The organism is Caballeronia sordidicola (genome assembly GCF_001544455.2).
GTDB classification, from domain to species: Bacteria; Pseudomonadota; Gammaproteobacteria; order Burkholderiales; family Burkholderiaceae; genus Caballeronia; species Caballeronia sordidicola.
The window spans coordinates 75,286-93,064 of sequence record NZ_FCOC02000014.1 but is presented as its reverse complement, the minus strand read 5'-3'; the positions used below and the strand labels follow the sequence as shown (position 1 = coordinate 93,064).

16 protein-coding genes are annotated in these 17,779 nt (G+C 59.8%); 10 read left to right on the top strand and 6 right to left on the bottom strand.

The window, feature by feature from the left end:
* Nucleotides 1-30: 30 nt before the first annotated feature.
* Nucleotides 31-1,272, bottom strand: coding sequence for an ROK family transcriptional regulator (locus AWB64_RS20875; protein ID WP_060857330.1), 1,242 nt, complete (start codon nucleotides 1,270-1,272; stop codon nucleotides 31-33).
* A 171-nt stretch (nucleotides 1,273-1,443) separates the two neighbouring features.
* Between AWB64_RS20875 and AWB64_RS20870 the strand changes: the two genes are divergently transcribed.
* The 7 genes from AWB64_RS20870 (at nucleotide 1,444) to AWB64_RS20840 (ending at nucleotide 8,929) form a co-directional block, all read left to right on the top strand.
* Nucleotides 1,444-2,586: a Gfo/Idh/MocA family protein gene (locus tag AWB64_RS20870; RefSeq protein ID WP_060857329.1), complete on the top strand. Its 1,143-nt coding sequence runs from the start codon at nucleotides 1,444-1,446 to the stop codon at nucleotides 2,584-2,586.
* A 58-nt stretch (nucleotides 2,587-2,644) separates the two neighbouring features.
* Complete coding sequence (alsB, locus tag AWB64_RS20865; RefSeq protein ID WP_060857328.1) at nucleotides 2,645-3,592, top strand: D-allose transporter substrate-binding protein; 948 nt, start codon at nucleotides 2,645-2,647, stop codon at nucleotides 3,590-3,592.
* Nucleotides 3,593-3,612: 20 nt separating this feature from the next.
* Nucleotides 3,613-5,124, top strand: a complete 1,512-nt coding sequence (locus tag AWB64_RS20860; RefSeq protein WP_060857327.1) for a sugar ABC transporter ATP-binding protein — start codon at nucleotides 3,613-3,615, stop codon at nucleotides 5,122-5,124.
* 20 nt (nucleotides 5,125-5,144) lie between these two features.
* The gene (alsC, locus tag AWB64_RS20855) at nucleotides 5,145-6,134 is read left to right on the top strand and encodes a D-allose ABC transporter permease (RefSeq protein ID WP_060857408.1); all 990 of its coding nucleotides are present in this window, start codon (nucleotides 5,145-5,147) and stop codon (nucleotides 6,132-6,134) included.
* A 74-nt stretch (nucleotides 6,135-6,208) separates the two neighbouring features.
* A complete protein-coding gene (locus tag AWB64_RS20850; RefSeq protein WP_244164135.1) occupies nucleotides 6,209-7,252 on the top strand; it encodes a hydroxyacid dehydrogenase in 1,044 nt (347 codons plus the stop codon).
* Between the two features lie 3 nt (nucleotides 7,253-7,255).
* Nucleotides 7,256-8,227, top strand: a complete 972-nt coding sequence (locus AWB64_RS20845) for a hypothetical protein (protein ID WP_060857326.1) — start codon at nucleotides 7,256-7,258, stop codon at nucleotides 8,225-8,227.
* Nucleotides 8,228-8,287: 60 nt separating this feature from the next.
* Entirely contained in the window at nucleotides 8,288-8,929 is a 642-nt protein-coding gene (locus AWB64_RS20840) for an HAD-IA family hydrolase (RefSeq protein ID WP_157766665.1), read from the top strand.
* 17 nt (nucleotides 8,930-8,946) lie between these two features.
* On the opposite strand, the gene AWB64_RS20835 is transcribed toward AWB64_RS20840, so the two are convergent.
* Entirely contained in the window at nucleotides 8,947-10,263 is a 1,317-nt protein-coding gene (locus AWB64_RS20835) for a lipopolysaccharide biosynthesis protein (protein ID WP_060857324.1), read from the bottom strand.
* A gap of 63 nt (nucleotides 10,264-10,326) precedes the next feature.
* On the bottom strand, nucleotides 10,327-11,337 hold the full coding sequence (locus AWB64_RS20830) for a glycosyltransferase family 2 protein (RefSeq protein WP_060857323.1): 1,011 nt from the start codon (nucleotides 11,335-11,337) through the stop codon (nucleotides 10,327-10,329).
* A 624-nt stretch (nucleotides 11,338-11,961) separates the two neighbouring features.
* On the opposite strand from AWB64_RS20830, the gene AWB64_RS20825 reads away from it, so the two are divergent.
* Nucleotides 11,962-13,047 (top strand): sugar-transfer associated ATP-grasp domain-containing protein, encoded by a 1,086-nt coding sequence (locus AWB64_RS20825; protein WP_244164134.1) that lies wholly within the window; start codon nucleotides 11,962-11,964, stop codon nucleotides 13,045-13,047.
* A gap of 512 nt (nucleotides 13,048-13,559) precedes the next feature.
* On the top strand, nucleotides 13,560-14,759 hold the full coding sequence (locus AWB64_RS20820) for a hypothetical protein (RefSeq protein ID WP_060857405.1): 1,200 nt from the start codon (nucleotides 13,560-13,562) through the stop codon (nucleotides 14,757-14,759).
* Nucleotides 14,760-14,798: 39 nt separating this feature from the next.
* Here AWB64_RS20820 and AWB64_RS20815 read toward each other — a convergent pair whose 3' ends face one another.
* Genes AWB64_RS20815 through AWB64_RS20805 form a run of 3 tightly spaced genes read right to left on the bottom strand, consistent with a single transcriptional unit; the run spans nucleotide 14,799 to nucleotide 16,107 of the window.
* Entirely contained in the window at nucleotides 14,799-15,221 is a 423-nt protein-coding gene (locus AWB64_RS20815; RefSeq protein ID WP_060857322.1) for a DUF1801 domain-containing protein, read from the bottom strand.
* Between the two features lie 26 nt (nucleotides 15,222-15,247).
* The gene (locus AWB64_RS20810) at nucleotides 15,248-15,775 is read right to left on the bottom strand and encodes an SRPBCC family protein (RefSeq protein ID WP_060857321.1); all 528 of its coding nucleotides are present in this window, start codon (nucleotides 15,773-15,775) and stop codon (nucleotides 15,248-15,250) included.
* Complete coding sequence (locus AWB64_RS20805) at nucleotides 15,772-16,107, bottom strand: ArsR/SmtB family transcription factor (protein WP_060857404.1); 336 nt, start codon at nucleotides 16,105-16,107, stop codon at nucleotides 15,772-15,774. The genes AWB64_RS20810 and AWB64_RS20805 overlap by 4 nt, the downstream gene beginning before the upstream one ends.
* Before the next feature lie 209 nt (nucleotides 16,108-16,316).
* Here AWB64_RS20805 and AWB64_RS20800 point away from each other — a divergent pair, with 209 nt between their 5' ends.
* Entirely contained in the window at nucleotides 16,317-17,579 is a 1,263-nt protein-coding gene (locus AWB64_RS20800; RefSeq protein ID WP_060857320.1) for a multidrug effflux MFS transporter, read from the top strand.
* The last annotated feature ends 200 nt before the right edge of the window (nucleotides 17,580-17,779 follow it).

The window sequence follows — 17,779 nt, the reverse complement described above, 5'->3', positions numbered from 1 at the left end:
GGGCTATATGTCTGCAGGAGTCACGCATGCTTACCCATGCAGCGGGCGAAGTATGGAAGCAATCCCTTTCGACGAAAGCGCGCTCTCGATCCCGAGCACCGTCCCGCCAATCGCGCCAGCGTATTGATTCAGCGCCGTGTTCTGGATCAGCAGGCTGCGTGTGGCGAGCGGCAGCGCTCGCCGGTAGACGACCGCGCGAACCCCGGCCAGCAGGTCGTCGCTGATCCTGGCCATGCGCCCGCCAAGCACGATGGCGGCGGGGTTGTACATATGCACGAGCATGGCGATGATTTCGCCGATCTCCTCAGCCGCCGCGCGAATCAGCCGCACTGCCTGAGGGTCGCCGGACCGCACGAGGCGCACGAGGTCATCCACGTTTTGCGCGACTACATCGGGCAGGGCCTGCAGGTTGGCGAGAACCGCGTGCGTGGATGCAACCGCCTCCACGCAGCCTATGTTGCCGCAGCGGCAGACCACGTCGTCGCGGCCCGGCACCCTGATATGGCCGATGTCGCCCGCGGAGCCATCGGCGCCACGGTGCAGCATGCCCTCGGACGTGATGATGCCGCAGCCGATCCCCGTCGATACCTTGGCGAAGAGCAGCGGCGACTGGTTGGCGGGCCGCGTGCGCGCTTCGCCCAGCGCCATGAGGTTCACGTCGTTATCAACAAGAACGGGCGTCTTCAGGCGCGCCTGAAGATACTCGGAGACAGGAAAGCCGTCCCATCCCGGCATGATGGGCGGGCGCACGCAAATGCCGCGGCTGAAATCCACGGGACTCGGCAAACCGACCACGACGCTGCGCACGGATTGATCGAGGAGCCGGTGCTCGTGCAGCAATTGACGGAATTGCTCGATGATCGATTTGAGTACCGGTTCCGGCCCAAGCGCAACGTCAATGCCGAACACACGTTCGGCGAGTCGCCGCTGCGCGAGATCGGAGATCACAAGGCGCCCGTGAGTCGCCCCCATGTCCGCGACGAGAACGACGCCGGCGCGGGGATTGAGCACGAGCATGGTTCCAGGCCGGCCTCTCGCCGACGCGCTTTGCGTCTGTTCTTTCACCAGGTCGCATTCAATCAACGGCTGGATCAATTGCGACACGGTCGAGCGCGCGAACCCGGTATTGCGTGCAAGGTCCGCGCGGCTGACGCCCTGCGACGACGCAATCAGTCTCGCGAGCTTGCTGTGCACCTCGAACTCTTCCAGCCGGAACGCGCGGTCGAAAGTAGCGAGGCGGGACGGAGCGGGCTGATTGCTTTGAGTGTGCATGGCGGCCAGGGCTTGGGAAATTGAGCTTACTTTAATCCGTGCACTAGCCACAAGTACGAATCTCACGCCGATAGGCAAAGTATTTATGTCGTAAATCGAATTAAATAATACAAAATGTCTTCGCTAGCGTGGCCTCGGTATTGTCCACTCAACCAAATGGAGTTTAAAAAAATGGCTGAGACAAAACCGGCTGGAACGCTGGGCGTGGCAATCGTCGGCGCCGGGATGATGGGCGCGGTGCATTCCAGGGCGAGCCGCCTGGCGGGTGCGCAGATAAAAGGTATCGCGACGTCCAGCCCGGAACGCGCCAAAGAGGCCGCGGCTCAACTGGGTATCGGGCGCGCGTATTCAAATGCCGACGAAGCCATTGCAGATCCGGCCGTACAGGTCATTCATATATGCACGCCCAATTCCACGCATTACCCGCTTGCCATGGCGGCGCTCGCCGCAGGCAAGCACGTGGTGTGCGAGAAGCCGCTTGCGACAAGCCTCGCCGATGCAAAAGCGCTGGCGAACGCCGCGCATTCGGCGCAGCGCGTGGCGGCCGTGCCGTTTGTTTATCGATATCACCCGATGGTGCGTGAAGCTCGCGCACTCGTGAAAGACGGGACCGTGGGCGCGCTGCAACTCATCCACGGAAGCTATCTGCAAGACTGGCTGCTGGGTCGCGACGATACCAACTGGCGTGTCGATGCTGCGCTCGGCGGCCCGTCACGCGCGTTCGCCGACATCGGGTCGCACTGGTGCGACCTGATCGAGTGGATCAGCGGCGAGCGCTTCGAATCCGTTGTTGCGACGCTTCAGACCACCATGAAGGATCGTCCGGCGGGATCGGTCGCGACGTTTTCAGCGGTGACGCCGGATGCATCGGCGGCAAGACAGGCCGTGACGACCGAGGACATCGCGGGCGCGTTGTTCCGCACGCAAGCCGGCGTCCTGACCACGCTGACCGTGAGCCAGGTGTCGGCGGGCCGCAAGAACCGCTTGTGGTTCGAGATCGATGGCGCCAATGCAAGCCTTGTATTCGATCAGGAAGAGCCCGAAAAACTATGGCTGGGCGAGCGCGACTCGACTCGCCTATTCGTGCGCGACCCATCGCGCGGCAGTGCCGAGCAGCGGCGTCTCGCGACCTTGCCGGCGGGTCACGCTCAAGGCTATGCGCAATGCTTCGAGGCCTTTGTCGCCGATACGTATGCGGCGATCCGCGGCGAAACGCGCGAGGGCCTGCCGACATTCGACGACGGGTATCGCTCGGGGCAGATCATTGATGCCGTGCTGGGTTCATCGAAAGCAGGCGCGTGGACGCAGATCTAATTCGAGGTGGTGTGCATCGATTAAAAACCCGCGTGAGCGGAATAACAGGAGACGAAGGATGAACGTACAAAAATGGCTCAAATCGACAACGGGCGTTGCAGCAGCGGCGCTGACGCTGGCCGCGTGGACGCCGGCGCAGGCGGCCGACATTGCCATAGTCCTGAAGACGCTGGCCAACCCGTACTGGGTCGCCATGCGTGACGGCATTCAGAAGGAAGCGAAAGCGAAAGGCGTCACGGTCGACATCCTCGCGGCCAACAGCGAAGAAGATATCCAGGGCCAGCAGCGTCTGGTGGAAGACGTGCTGAACAAGAACTACAAGGCTATCGGCGTTGCGCCCATCTCGCCCGTGAGCCTGATCCAGGCCGTCAGCGCCGCGACGAAAAAGGGTATCTACGTAGTCAATATCGATGAAAAAATCGATCAGGGCCAGTTGAAGGCCGCAGGCGGCGCGGTGATCGCGTTCATCTCGAGCGACAACGTGGCGCTCGGCAACAAGGCGGGCGATTACATCGTACAGAAGCTTGGCAGTGCGGGCGGCAAGGTCGCGATCATCGAAGGAAAAGCGGGCAACGTGTCGGGCGACGCGCGTCGTGACGGCGCCAAGCAAGCCTTCGCAAAAGTACCCTCTATCAAGCTCGTGGCAAGCCAGCCGGGCGACTGGGATCGCTCGAAAGCGCTCGACGTGACGACCAACATCCTGCAGCGCAATCCCGACCTGAAGGCCATTTACGCGGCGAACGACACCATGGCGCTCGGTGCTGCTCAAGCCGTGAAGAACGCGGACAAGCTCGGCAAGGTCGTCGTGGTCGGCACCGACGGCGTTCCTGAAGCGCTCGACTCGGTCAAGCGCGGCGAGCTGACCGCAACGATTGCGCAGGATTCCGCGGCCATGGGTGCAAAGGCGGTAGACCTGCTGGTCGACGCGTTGAAGAACAAGCCTGCTATCGACCCGAACAAGACGCCGGAATTCCTGCCGATCGAGTCGCATCTGATCACGAAGTAACACGGCCTGGCGAGGATCGGATGAACGATGTTCTGGTGGCTGTGCGCGGCATCACGAAACTGTTTCCCGGCACTACGGCGCTGAGCGACGTGAGCTTCGACGTTCGCGCTGGCGAAGTGCATGTGCTGCTCGGCGAAAACGGCGCCGGGAAATCGACGCTGATGAAAATCCTCAGCGGCATCTACGAGCCGACTTCGGGCGTGATCGTCGCGGGCGGAAATGAATACCCGAAGCTCTCGCCGTCATTGTCTGCCCAGCTTGGCATTTGCCTGATCTATCAGGAACTGAGCGTCATCGACTATTTGAGTATCGAGGAAAACCTGTTCGTCGGGCGTATTCCGACCATCCGGCGACTGGGCGTTTCGGTGGTGGATCGACGCAAGATGAATGCGAAAGCGCGAGAGGTTCTCGCGCGCGTCGGGCTTGCACGGGACCCGCGCACACTGGTTGGCGATCTCGGTATTTCGGAGAAGCAGCAGGTCGAGATTGCCAAAGCGCTCGCGAGCGAGGCGCGGCTCATCATCATGGACGAACCGACTTCCTCGTTGACCGATACGGAAGTCGCCAAGCTCTTCAACGTGATCGCCGACCTTAAGCGCGAGGGCGTGGGCATTGCTTATATCTCGCACAAGCTCAAGGAGATTCCGGTGATTGGCGACCGGGTCACGGTGCTCAAGGACGGCAAATACGTGGGCACGTATGATGCAAAGTCGATACCCACGGATCGCCTTGTCGCGTTGATGGTCGGCCGCGAGATTGTCCATGGGCGGCCGCAAGGTGAAGATGCCACGCATGGCGAAGTGGTGTTTTCGGTCGATCATCTTTCGTCGCGCGACGGCTGGGTGCGCGACGTCTCCTTCAATGTGCATCGCGGGGAGATTTTCGGTTTTGCGGGCTTGATGGGATCCGGTCGCAGCGAGTTGATGGAAACCATCTTCGGCGTGCGTCGCAAATCCACGGGACGCATGATGCTCAACGGACGCGAGATTACCATCGACTCGCCGTATCAAGCCGTGAAACAAGGGCTTGCATTCGTGACCGAAGACCGGCGCGCGACCGGCTTTTTTCATAACCTGAACATCGAAGAAAACATCTTCGTGGTGCCTGCTTTGCGCAGCACGCGACGCGCGTTGTCGCTTGGACTGATCGATCGTGCGCGCCAGCGCGAGCTCGGCTTGCGCTACAAGGAGCGGCTGCGCATCCGGTGCGCGTCGTCAACGCAGAACATCACGGAGCTTTCCGGCGGCAACCAGCAGAAGGCGATCATCGCGAAGTGGCTCGCGGCGCACAGCGACCTCTTTATCTTCGACGAACCTACCCGCGGTATCGACATAGGCGCGAAGGCGGAAATCTATTCGATCATGCGCGGCCTCGCAAACGAGGGGAAGGCGATCCTGATGGTGTCGTCGGAATTGCCGGAACTCATAGCGGTATGCGACCGCATTGCGGTGTACAAGGACGGCACGGTGGCAAGCACGCTTGCGAATGCTGACGCCACGGAAGAATCGATCATGCAGGTCGCCACGTCATGAGCGACCACGAAGGAGGCAAGATGAACCCATCCAATACATCGGGCGCGCCGCTGCCTGCGGCGCCCCGGCGTGATTTCGCCACGATATGGCAGACGTACGGCACGTTCGGCATTCTCGTGCTGCTGCTGATCCTGTGCAGCATTGCGTCGCCCCAGTACTTCCTCACGCGCGACAACCTCGTGCAGGTCCTGCTGCAAAGCTCCGTCATGGTGCTGCTTGCGTGCGGCGTGTTCTTCACCATCCTGATTGCGGGTATCGACTTGTCGATTGGTTCCGTGCTGGCGCTCTCCGGCATGGTGATGGCGAAGCTGATGATGGCGGGCATGCCCGTCTGGCTCGCGGTGCTGATCGGCGGGGTCGGCATGGGTGCACTGCTCGGTGCGATCAACGGCGCGCTCGTCAATCTCACCCAACTGCATCCGTTCATCATCACGCTTGGGACCGCCGCGATTTATCGCGGCGTCACGCTCATTGTTTCCGACTCGCGCTCGGTGTTCGGCTTTGATCGGTCGTTCACCGACGTTGTCGCCGGGCGTGTTTTCGGCGTACCTATACCGATTGTCATCGCGGTTGTCGTAGCGGGCTTTTTGCTTTTTCTCACCAAGTTCACCAAACTCGGCCGCAACATCTATGCGCTCGGCGGCAATGCGCAAGCTGCTTTTTATTCCGGTATCAGCGTGAAGCTGCACACCATGGTCGTGTTCATCATTGCGGGAACGTGCGCGGGCATTGCGGGGATTGTCACGACTGCGCGGACCGCGGCCGCCGAGCCCAACGCCGGGGTGGGATTCGAAACCTTCGCCATTGCCTCGGCGATCATTGGCGGGACGAGCTTCTTTGGCGGCCGAGGGCAGGTCACGGGCGTGGTCATTGGCGGATTGATCATTGGCGTGATCAACAACATTCTGAACATCATGAACGTTGAGACCTATTACCAGCAGATCGTGATGGGTGCATTGATCATAGCCGCTGTCACGGCCGACAAGCTGTTCACCCGAAAGTCACGCTAATTCCTTTTTGCGAGAGACGCGCGCCAGTGCTGGCCGCGTCGCCGCGTCAGCAATTCCTTTCCTGGAGTATCCCCTTGTCCCCGATTCAAGCCGCAGAGAAAATCCGCCTGTTCATTGCGCCGTCGCCGCGTAGCGTCGAAGACATATTCAGTCCCGCCGATCTGGAACGCCTTCATGCGCTGGGCGATGTGTTCATTCACGAAGACGGCCCCGTGACAGATGACATATTCAACCAGCATGCTGTCGATGCACACGTCATGGTCGGTCAGTTCGACATGCCCGCCGAGCGCCTTGCGCGTGCCACGAATCTTCGCGCCATCGTGAATGTGGAGGGCAACTTTCTGCCGAACGTGGACTACGCGCAATGCTTCCTGCAAGGCGTGCGCGTGCTGAATGTCAGTCCGGTATTCGCGGAACCCGTCGCCGAGGCGGCGCTCGGCATGGCGATCGATCTGGCGCGCGGGATCAGCCGTGCGGACCGGCGCTTTCGCGATGAAACGGAGCAATATGGACTCGATGCCAACAGGGACGCGTTCTCGCTCTATGGCGCGCCGGTGGGGTTTATCGGCATGGGCGATCTGGGGCGCGCAATCCTGCCGCTGACCGCGCCGTTTCGCGGCGTTGCAAGGGCGTTCGATCCCTGGTTGCCGCCGGCGTATATCGAAGCGCTGGGGTGCAAGCCGGCGTCGCTGGAAACCGTCTTGCGCGAGTCTCAAGTCGTGTTTGTGGTGGCGGGTGTCACTTCGCAGAATCAGGGCTTTCTTACGCGCGAGGAATTTGCATCGATGAAGCAAGGCGCCGCGTTTGTGCTCGTGAGCCGGGCAGGCGTAGTCGACTTCGACGCCATGCTCGACGCCGCCGCGTCAGGCCATATCCGCGTGGCGACCGATGTCTTTCCCGAGGAACCGCTCTCGCCGGGCCACCGCGCCCGGTCCATCGACAACGTGTTGCTTTCGCCGCATCAGGCCGGCGCGTTGAGCGCTGTGCTGCGCGAAATCGGCCGCCGCGCGCTGGCGGATATCGAACTGATCGCGCGCGGTCTGCCGCCCGTCATGTGCAAGGTTGCGCAGCCTGAAACAGTCAGCCTGATGCGCAGCAAACCGGTGGCGAAGAGCTGAGCGATGCTCAATCGCATATCGCACTTTGCCGGAGCCGCCGCCGATACGCTTCGCGAGTTGAAATGGATCGAGTATCGCGGGTGGAACGCGTTGTCGATGCGCGAGGGCACGGTCGAACTCGTTGTCGTGCCAGCCATTGGCGGAAGGTTGATGAGCATCCGGCATGAAGGCGTCGAGCTGGCGTATGTCAACGACGCGCTGGCCGGCCGCGTACCGGACTGGAGCGTGGAACAGTGGCGCGCGCTGTGCGGCGAATGGAATTTCCCGCTGTGGGGCGGCGGCAAGACATGGATCGCGCCGGAATCCGAGTGGCCCGACGGCGCGCCGCAGCGTGATCTCGATAGTGGTCCATATGAAGTGACGGATACGTGGTTCGACAACCGGTCGATGGGCATAGAGTTGCTAAGCCCTGTCTGCCGGCAAAGCGGCTTGCAGGTGCGGCGGCGGATCGCGTTGTCCGCGAGCGATGGCGCATGGACAACGTCGCACGAGCTTAGCAACCGCGGCGAGTCGGCACGCTCCTGCGCGATCTGGGACGTACTCATGCTGCGGCGGCCGGGCCGTGTGGAGACCGGCATCGAAAACGGACAACAAGACTGGCGCGTGTCCGTCATGCCGTTTCTTGCCAAGGGGCCTTTGGGCGATGTGCGCGATTCCGGTTTCGTAACCGGCTCCAACAGTCATGTTACGACGCAATGCACCGACGCGGTCGAGTTCAAACTTGGTATCAACAATTCACCCGGCGTCATGCATGTAGTGTTCGATTTGCCGGACGCTAAGCTTACGTTGAGCAGGCGTTTCCCGGTGCTTCCAGAGGCAAGGTATGCTCACGGCTCGCCGCTTGAAATCTTCAACGCGCCGAAGCTGCCTTATTTCGAAATCGAGTCTCACGGGCCGCTGGTGTTCTTGCGTCCGGGTGAATCGACCACGCTTGATGTACATGAGGCAGTTGGCGGCGTTGAAAAACTTCGTTAGCGATTCGCTGTTCCCTTTCTTTCTTCGCTGCTCATGTTGCTCAATCAAGTCGAATTTCGCGTGTCCTGCTTTCTGTTCGACATGGACGGAACCCTGCTCAATTCACATGCGCCGGTGATCCGCGCGTACACGGACTGGGCGCTGCAGCGCGGGCTGGATCCCGCCATGGTCTTGCGCGAATGCCAGGGGCGGCGCGTGATCGACACCGTTCGCGCGCTGGCGCCTCCGGGAACGGATGTTCTAGCCGATACCGCCGCGCTGAAGCAGCGCGAACTCGACGACGTGGACGGCATCGTGGAGATTCCAGGCGCGCGGGCGCTGCTGGCAGCGCTGCCCGAAGATCGTTGGGCGGTCGTGACTTCCGCGGAACGTCCCCTCGCGATACGGCGCATGCAGGCAGCCGGACTGCCGGTTCCCCGGTTCCTCTTCACCTCGGATGACATTGCGCGTGGCAAGCCTGCACCGGACGGATTTATCGCGGGCGCGAAAGCGTTGGGCGCCGCACCGGAACAGGCACTCGTATTCGAGGATTCGGCGGCCGGGATTGCTTCGGGACTCGCGGCGGCGTCGAAGGTGATCGCATTGACGTCTACACTGGATGTGGCCCGGATCGATGAGCTTGGGGCTTCCGGCTATCTCCACGATTTTCTCGGCGCGGATGTCATTGAAGATCGAGGCCAATGGCTATTTCGAGTAGCTTGAGGACTTCGCCTGCGTACTCATTTGTTTTTTCCGTTCTCGGCATGTTGAAAGGCTCCCCGCGCTACGCGCGCCATTGCGCTCGCGCGGCCGACGCCGGGAAGCAATCCAATCATGTCCGATCGAATCATCAGGCCGATCAGCATCACGGTGAGCGCTGCTTCGCCAATCACGCGTGCAATGGCCATGCCGATGGCGCCGTATAGCGGTGCGAGAAAAAGCGCTGCAACCAGGTTGGCGAAACCCGACGTGATTCCGGCGATTGCAAGCAACCGATCCTTCTGGCGCGGCACGAACACATAGAACGCGACGAATTCGTTGAAAGCGGCAAACGGAAACATCAGGGCAAGACACTGGAGTACGTGTGCGCTCGGCGTGAACGCCTTGCCCAGGATCAACGGCATGAGAAAGGGTGACAAGCTCAGCGCGGCAAGCAGCGCGAGCAGCCCGTAACCCATCAGCAACGTGGCGCCACGCCGGCTGCTTGCACGCGCGCCTTCGGTGTCGCCCTGCGCGAGTTGCCGGGAAATGGTCGGGATGAAAACCTGGGCGGCGGGCCCCATCAGGCTCAGCCCGATTGTCGCGAAGCGTTCGGCCGCGCCGAAGTATCCCACCTGATCCGGCGACGACAACAGCGTAAGCAAATAGGTCGACGATGCCGTCAGCACCGCTGAGCCGGTGGAATAGGCGAACAGCATGGTCGAGCCGCGCATCAGGTCCATCACGCCGCTTACCTTGAAGCGCGGTAAGCCCACATGCGCAAAGGTCAGTCCGTACGAGATCACCGAAGAGATCACGCCCGCTATCAGAAGACTCGCGACGACCCAGACCGAGTCCTGCGGCCCTCTGACTATGGACAGGATTAGTACGAGGCTGATTGCAAAGCCAATGACCTCGATAATGATGGGTGTGCGAAAACGCTGGCGTCCCTGGAACAGCCAGCCAAGATTCAGTGCGGACACAAGCCCGAGCAGGGTTGCGAGCAGACCCATGAGAGGCCTCTCGGAGAGTGTGGGCGAACACATCGTTGCGATGACACCCACTGCCAGTCCAACCGCGCCGGTGAAGACGCGTGCGCTCGAATGCAAGGAGAAAACTGCGTTGTGGTGACTGCACTCCGGTGACTTCGCGACATCGCGCATGCCAACGAAAGTGAACCCATAGCTTGCAAGCATCCAGATCACGTTCATGAGCGACATGGCGGCAAGGACACGGCCGTATTCCGTCACGCCGAGCACACGCCCATAGAACGGAATCACAATGATGAGATACAGATACCTCATCACATACCCGCCGTACACGAACACTAAAATCTTGGCGTTTTCTTTTTTATCCATGCTTCTTTGTTTGAACCCGCCGGGCGGCCCCGATTGCGCCGCGTGATGCTCTAGCGCAGCGCCCTAGCGCGTTGCAGCGCGGCGGCGGCCCAGCGGGTTGGCTATATAACGGACCGCGAAATCCGACAGGGGTGAATACGGTAAAAGGCACATGCTCGACAGCACGAGCGTACCGACTTTCTTTTTAAGGCTCCAGAAAGGGTTCGCAATGATCGAATGCAAATAGCTGCGCGACTCTCGCGTCATCCAACGCCACCGGGTTGTAAGCGGCGCATGATAAACCCGCGAGCAAAAGTGCGCCTTCTCGTGCGAGAAGTCATGAAACGATACCGGCAAATCGACTTTCAGGCGCGAGCGCGCAATCTCCTGCAAGGTCGCCCACCTCATGCCAAGCGCGCTCGACCCCTTGACCATGCTTTCCGCATTGGCAAACGAGACGCTTGGCGCACTCGTATGATGCACCCGATAACCGCCGAGCGACTTGGGAATCGTCGCGACAGCGCCTAGCAACACTACGCCGTAGATGGCGTAGAAATCGGCGCCATAGCGATTGACGCCGGATTCCGGCACGGGAAAAATCTGCTTCAGGGCATCGACCCGATACGCGTTTCCTGACGCAGGCGGAGAAGGGTATAGCCAGCCGCGCTTGAGCAGCGCGCCGCAATCCGGCGGCGGCTCCGAGTGCGGCACGTGCACGCCCATTTGCCCTCCGGCGGAATCGATCACGTCAAGGCGAAACTGGACCTTCGCATAGTCGCCGCTCATGAAGACGCGCATCACGTCCGACACGGCGCTCGAATACAGGATGTCGTCCGAATCCAGCAGGATTGCGTAGTTCGTCGCGATGATGTCAACGGCGTGATTGTAGGCGGAGACCTGGCCTCCGTTCTCCTTGAAGAACGTTGAGATGCGCGACCCATAACCTTCTATGAGCGCGCGCGAGCCGTCGGTCGAACCGTCGTCGACCACGACCACGCGCGTGGCCGGATAATCCTGGGCAAGTGCCGAATCGATTGCCTGCGCGAGATAGCGCTCGTAGTTGTAGTTGCAGATGACGATCGTAACGGGTTCCATATTGCCTCGGTGCTGACCAGAGATTCCGTGCCGCAATCGAGAGAGACCGCAAGGCGCGTTCGAGGAACGCTGCCCAGACGGCTTTGCATTGCTCCAGATCTCGAAAGTGCAGGGCGATTGAAGGACAGTGACTGGAGTCAGGACTCGGATTTGCTGCGTCCCTGGTAGAACGTCCAGAGGCGCGATTGAGCGGATGCGCCGCGCGCACTTCTCTCAATCGAAAGGCCGATGCCCTTAAATTGTTACCTGGGAAAGAACATGTCGGATGCACGGTAATACTTGCATGCACGTGTTTATGCTGCAGTGAAGCATAGACTGGTCAAATGGCATGACGCGGCATGCGGCGCAAAGTCTGGAGCTAATGGCCGATTAAGCTGAGGAAACCTGCGACTCAATGTGATCGCGGCACTGTTGCTTCGTCGCGCCATATGCTTGTAATGAAAATTAGGTATTTGGATATAGTCAGTAATTCTTAACATTGTTATGGCGTCGTCTTACACTTTCATTATTGGTATTGACCAAAGCACGCTGTTCGTGACCTACTACGCCGTGTAGAGCGGAACATGCCCGGCAGCGTGGAAAGTATCGGCATGGGACGTCGCGCTGGCAGCCTGAACAGCTTGCATGGAAAACTGGAATTACATAATGCGCGTAGATGTTGAGACATTGGTTAGAAAGTCTATAAAAAAGGCGGCTCGTTACAAGTTCGACAAACACCACGAGTCGCAAGCGAGAACAATATTCAAGGCGCTCGAGAAAAAGCATGGCAAAACCGACCCGGTCAATTTGAGGTTGGCTGACACCTATGCGCAAGAAGTGCTGGGAGATGCCCGCTATGCGCCCTGGCTTCGGGTTTATACAGCGTTCACCGGGACCTTCAAGGAGGGATGGATCCCAGACAACTACTACGGGACCGTTGTGGTGCCCAGAATGAAAGGCCTGTATGGAGACATATCGGGTCTCAAATCGCTGTCGAACATTATTTTTAGCAGCGACACTTTCCCGGATATAGCTTATTTCGTAAATGGTCTTTTTTTCACCGCCAACCATATCGCGGTTCCTGAGTCCGAGGTCGAGGACCTTGTTTTTGCGAATTCCGAGAAAATTGTATTCAAGCTCGATAGTTCTTTCCAGGGCAAGGGCATCTTGTTTTTCAATCGCCAGACCTTCAACGTCGATACGATAAAGTCGTTGGGAAACGGCGTGATTCAGCGATTTATAGTTCAACACCCGTTATTCAACGACTTTGCATCCAATGCCGTGGCGACGCTCCGGGTGACATCGGTGGTGGACGACGCGGGGCTGATTTCTATTCGGGCATGCTTTCTACGCCTCGGCAGGGTCGCCGACACGCACATACAGCCGGACAGAGAAATCTGCGTTCCAGTGGATATTTCAAGCGGCAAGCTATACGCGCAAGGGTATCTGCCCGACTGGATGGCGCTTGATGAGCATCCGGATTCAAAGATCAAATTCGACGGGATCAGCGTGCCGGCCTTCCCGGAATGTGTCGGTGTCGTGCTCGAGCTTCATAAAAAAATTCCATTTGCGCGATGTGTAGGATGGGATTTGACAGTCGATAAGAATGGCAGCGTTCAGGTCCTGGAATGGAATGCCGAACACAATGACGTCAAATTTGGCGAGGCCACTCAGGGGCCTTGTTTTACGGACCTGAAATGGGAACGGTTGAGGCCTCTGAGCAAAACGTGAGATGGCTGGCGCGGCGGCATGAAGCTTCTTTCAGTTGCTTGAATTCTTCCACGCCTTTCTGCTGAAAATCCGCGTTTAGGCCGCGCCAGACTTCTGTAGACGGTTGCAGTTTCACGCGGACACAAGCCCCATTGCATGCAGCGCCGCGAAAAGTAATCAGGATCACTATTTTATTTGTTCGGAGCCAGGGCATTTGCCGGCCTATCGAACGAATATGACCAGCGCGAGAAAAAGCACAAGCAACCAAAAGCGCGAACATTCCGGCCCTTTTTTAGCCACGCCGGTTCTTAACAAGCCTCCTGCAAAAAAATCCACCAAACGCTAAACATTCCAGCGCATCTGCCGTTAATGCGGATGAAGATGCGCGTGGCTTGTTTGCCGCATTCACTGACCGCCTGGCGACCTCTCGGCCAGGCGACTCGTCAGCCCCATCGATGCCCGGCACAGTCTGGTCCATCAATTCATCGTACAAAATTGATTTCGTCGAATGCCCGACGCTGGAGAAACTCGTCATGCTCAGTCGCCGTTCATTCTTGACTCGTGTTTGCGCTGTCGGCGGCAGTTACGTACTTGCCGGATGCGGCGGCGGTGGCGGCGGATCGGATGGCTCGGCCGGCTCCAAAGGCGTCAGCGTCGCAGCGTCGCCGGGCGGCAGTAGTTCAGTACCCGCGAGCCCGCCCGTCGCCGTTGCGCCTGCGGCCGTGCCGGCAGCCGCCAGTGGCGCGGCGTCCGAGGCGGCAGTTCCGGAGCCGGCGAGCGTAGCCACGGATAGCTCGGTCAACGCCGCGACCGGCATGTTCTACGGCATGAACGGGCACTACGATTATCTGTACACGCCCGCGCAAACGGTTGCGATACTTCAGGGGCTGGGATGCACGATGTATCGTTTGACGTGCTTCGATACGCCATCGCTGAATGCGCTCGTGAACATGGCGAAGGCGTTTGTTGGAACCGGCATCAATCTTTTTGTCTGCATCGACGAAAGCCTGACGGATGCGTCCGGCGCTGTCTGGAGCAGCGAGGCCGCCGCTTACAACCAGGGCTTTCAATCGGGGTCGACCATTGCCGCTGCGCTCATGCCCTATGGCGTAACCATGTATGAATGCGGCAACGAATTGACCCGGCGGTCGCAGACGATCATGGACTCATCCTCGGCGGGTAACAGGGTCACGGACTTCAACAACACCAACTGGCCGGTGATGCGGGGCGTGATGCGCGGCATGATGGATGGTGTCAGGTCGGTGCAGCCCAACGCGAAATGCGGCATCAACTTCTGCGTGGCGGACATTGGCGCATCCGACGCGCTATGGGACGGCACGCAGCCCGATGGCACCACGGGTCATCCGCAACTGCGCTGGGATATCACCACGTGGCACAACTACGAAGTCTATGGAGATATCTTCAACATAGGCGTAAATGGCGGCGGACCGAATTTCGATCTTCCCGCGTACTGCAAGAAGCGCTACGGCGTGCCGTTCATGATCTCGGAGTGGAATGCCAATCCCGAGGATAGCCAGGCGTTCCGCGCGTCGTACATTACTGATCGGCTGACGCATTTTTATGCCGCTCGCAAGACCGACAACATCGAGTCGGTGATGTATTACTGCCTGGATAGCGGGAATACGTCCTGGGGCGTGCTGATAGACGGCAAGATCATCGACCCCGAATACAGCGCGTTGCGGGACTTCGCGCTGGCAAATCCAGATAACTGAGCCGGATAACTGAGCCAGACAACTGAGAGAGTCCGCGGGCTACTTCACCCGTTTGGGCTTGGCTTTCGCTTTCACACTTGCCGCGTTAAGAACCAGCGCTTCTTGGATAAGCGCGGTGAAGGTAGCCGCATCAATCTCTTCGCCTTCGTGAATGTCGATTGCGCGCCTGACATTACCATCGAGGCTCGAGTTGAAGAGTTTGGCCGGATCCTTGAGCGAGGCTCCTTTGGCAAAGGTCAGCTTGACGATGGACTTGTAGGACTCGCCGGTGCAGATGATTCCGTCGTGCGCCCAAACGGGCGTGCCCATCCATTTCCACTGTTCGACCACGTCCGGGTCGGCTTTCTGGATGAGCTTGCGCATCCTGCTCAAGGTTTCGCCGCGCCAGTCGCCAAGTTCGGCGATCCTCTTGTCGATGAGTTCAGACGCCGGCAGGTCCTGACTCGGACTCGATTTTTTCATGTTTTTCCTCCTGAAACATCAAGACGTCAAATACCGAATTGATTTTCATACTCGGTCTTGAGGCGCGGCCAATCGAACTTCATCGCTTCGCCGCCCACAATGCGTCCAACGGGATTGCCGCCCACGAACCGGTCGAGCACGTCGAGGCAGATGTGCCAGCCGGCCGCGCCCATCGAGATGAAGTTGCGATCGATGTTGTGCCAGAGCGTGAGACGCGTGCCGTCGCCGAGCGGCTCGAGTTGCCATCGAAGATCGTTTTCGCCCCAGCGATATTCGAGCAGCCTCGGCGCGTCGGCGCGGGTCACTTGCGTGTCCGACACTTGCGGCGCCGGCGTGCCGACCGTGGAAAGCCTGACGGAACCGACAGACGCGAGGCTGCGGTCAGCATCGAATGGCGCCCATTCGCGCAGACTGGCAGGGTCGGTGAGGGCGCTCCACACTTTTTCGGGCGAATGACGCAACTCGCGCACGAGCACCAGCGTCCACTTTTCACCGTCCTTCGTGACTTTTGCGCCCACGGCCGGGCCCGGCATGTATTTGTCGCTCTGACTCATCGTTTCTTCTCCTTCCGGCATGGCACAGGATCGATCTGATCAAGATGGCGTTCGAGCGCGTCGACATGGGCCGACCAGAACCGGCGAAACGGCGCGAGCCACGCGTCTATTTCCGCGAGCGGCTCCGGTCTGATCCGGTACACGCGCCGCTGCGCATCGACGCGCGACTCCACGAATCCGGCCTCCCGAAGCACGCGCAGATGCTTCGAGACCGAGGGCTGCGAAAGGTTTAGCGCCTCTTCGATATCGCCCACGGTCTGCTCGGAAGATGCGAGCAGACTGAGGATGGCGCGGCGGCTTGGCTCGGCGATGACGGCAAATGTCGATTCCATAGTGCTTATATACCTGGTGAGGAATATAAATGTCAAGCCATGCGCACGCGCACCGAGCGGCGGCGCGTCAAACCATGCACTCGCGACGGGCATCGTGTCGATTTCCGAGACGACAGGCACAATACGCGGCGATAACGCCGCACCACGCTGCGTTCAATACCCGGACGGACCGATGCAGCATCACCGCATTCCGCCCCTTCGATGCTTTCATGACCCACACTATTCCCGCCCGCTCCGTACTTCCCGCGCCCGTTCCGAACTCGCCGCGCTTCCTGCTGTTTCTGATCTGCCTGTTCGCCTCGGCAGGGCAGCTTGCAATCGATATCTACGTGCCAGCGCTACCCGCAATGGCGCGCTTCTTCGCCACTTCGCCCCAGGCGATCCAGTCGAGCGTGTCCGGCTACATGGTGGCTTATGCGTTCGGCCAACTCGTCTTCGGCCCGGTAGCCGATGCATACGGGCGCAAGCCGGTTCTGGCGTTCGGGCTCGTGATCTTCACGATCGGCTGCCTGTTGTCGCTCGCCGCGCCGAACCTTGAGACATTCCTTCTTGCCCGATGCCTGCAGGGTTTTGGCATCGCCACGACCAACCTGCTCGCGAAGGCGATCATCACGGATTCGTTCTCGGGGCAGGCGCTGCTGCATGCGTTCACCTACATGTCGATTGCGTGGGGGCTTGCGCCAATCGTGGCGCCGGTGATCGGCGCGCATCTGCAAACATGGTTTGGATGGCAGGCATGCCTCGTGTTCCTGCTCGTCTATTCGCTTGTGATGTGGGGCTTGCTCTGGCGTTATCGTGAAACGTTGCGGCGGCCCGTGCATCTTGCGCCGCGCACGCTGATTACAAATGCGGGCAAGGTGCTCGCCAGTCCCGTATTTCAAAGCTGCTTTCTCGCGCAGGGCCTGTGTTACAGCATCCTGCTCGTCTTCAATATCATTGGGCCGTTCATGGTGCAGAACACCCTGCACAAGCCGCCGACCTATTTCGGCTATCTGGCGCTGGGTATCGGGATGATGTATTTCCTGGGCGGCCTGTCGAACCGCGTCCACGGTCCGCGGTTGCCGAGCGCGGAGCAGCGCCTGCAGATCGGCGCGCGCGTGATGGCGGGGACATCCATTGCGATGCTGCTGCTCGCGCTTACGCTCGGCCTGCGCGTATGGACGCTCGCCATACCGGTGCTGGTAATGGGATTCTGCGCAGGCGCGATGTATCCGACGTTGATGGCCAAGGGCAATTCGCTGTTTCCGCATATCGCGGGGTTGACGAGCGCGATCCTTGGATGTGCGTTGCTGCTCGTCTCTTCCGCGATGATGGGACTCGCCGGCTTCCTTTCGGTGCAAATCCTGACACCGCTCGCGGTGTTCTTCGTGATCCTCGCGCTCGGCGTGGTCGGAATGGTGACGAAACTGCTGCGGCATCTGGCGCAGTCGCCGCCCGTCGCGGCCACGAGCCACAGCGAAGAGGCGGCCTGAGCGCGGCGTGGACTTCGACTGGGCCTTGAAGTCGGTTCCGCTCGCCGCCGGAGCCAGGATCGAACCAGTGCCAACGGCTCAATTCGTCCCCGGATCTGATTAATATTTTCTGCGACCTAGTTTCGCCGGAAAAATATATTGGACGTCTTACCGGCGGTCTCGCAGAATTCGCCTGTTCCCATGCGCGGCATGCGGGGCGC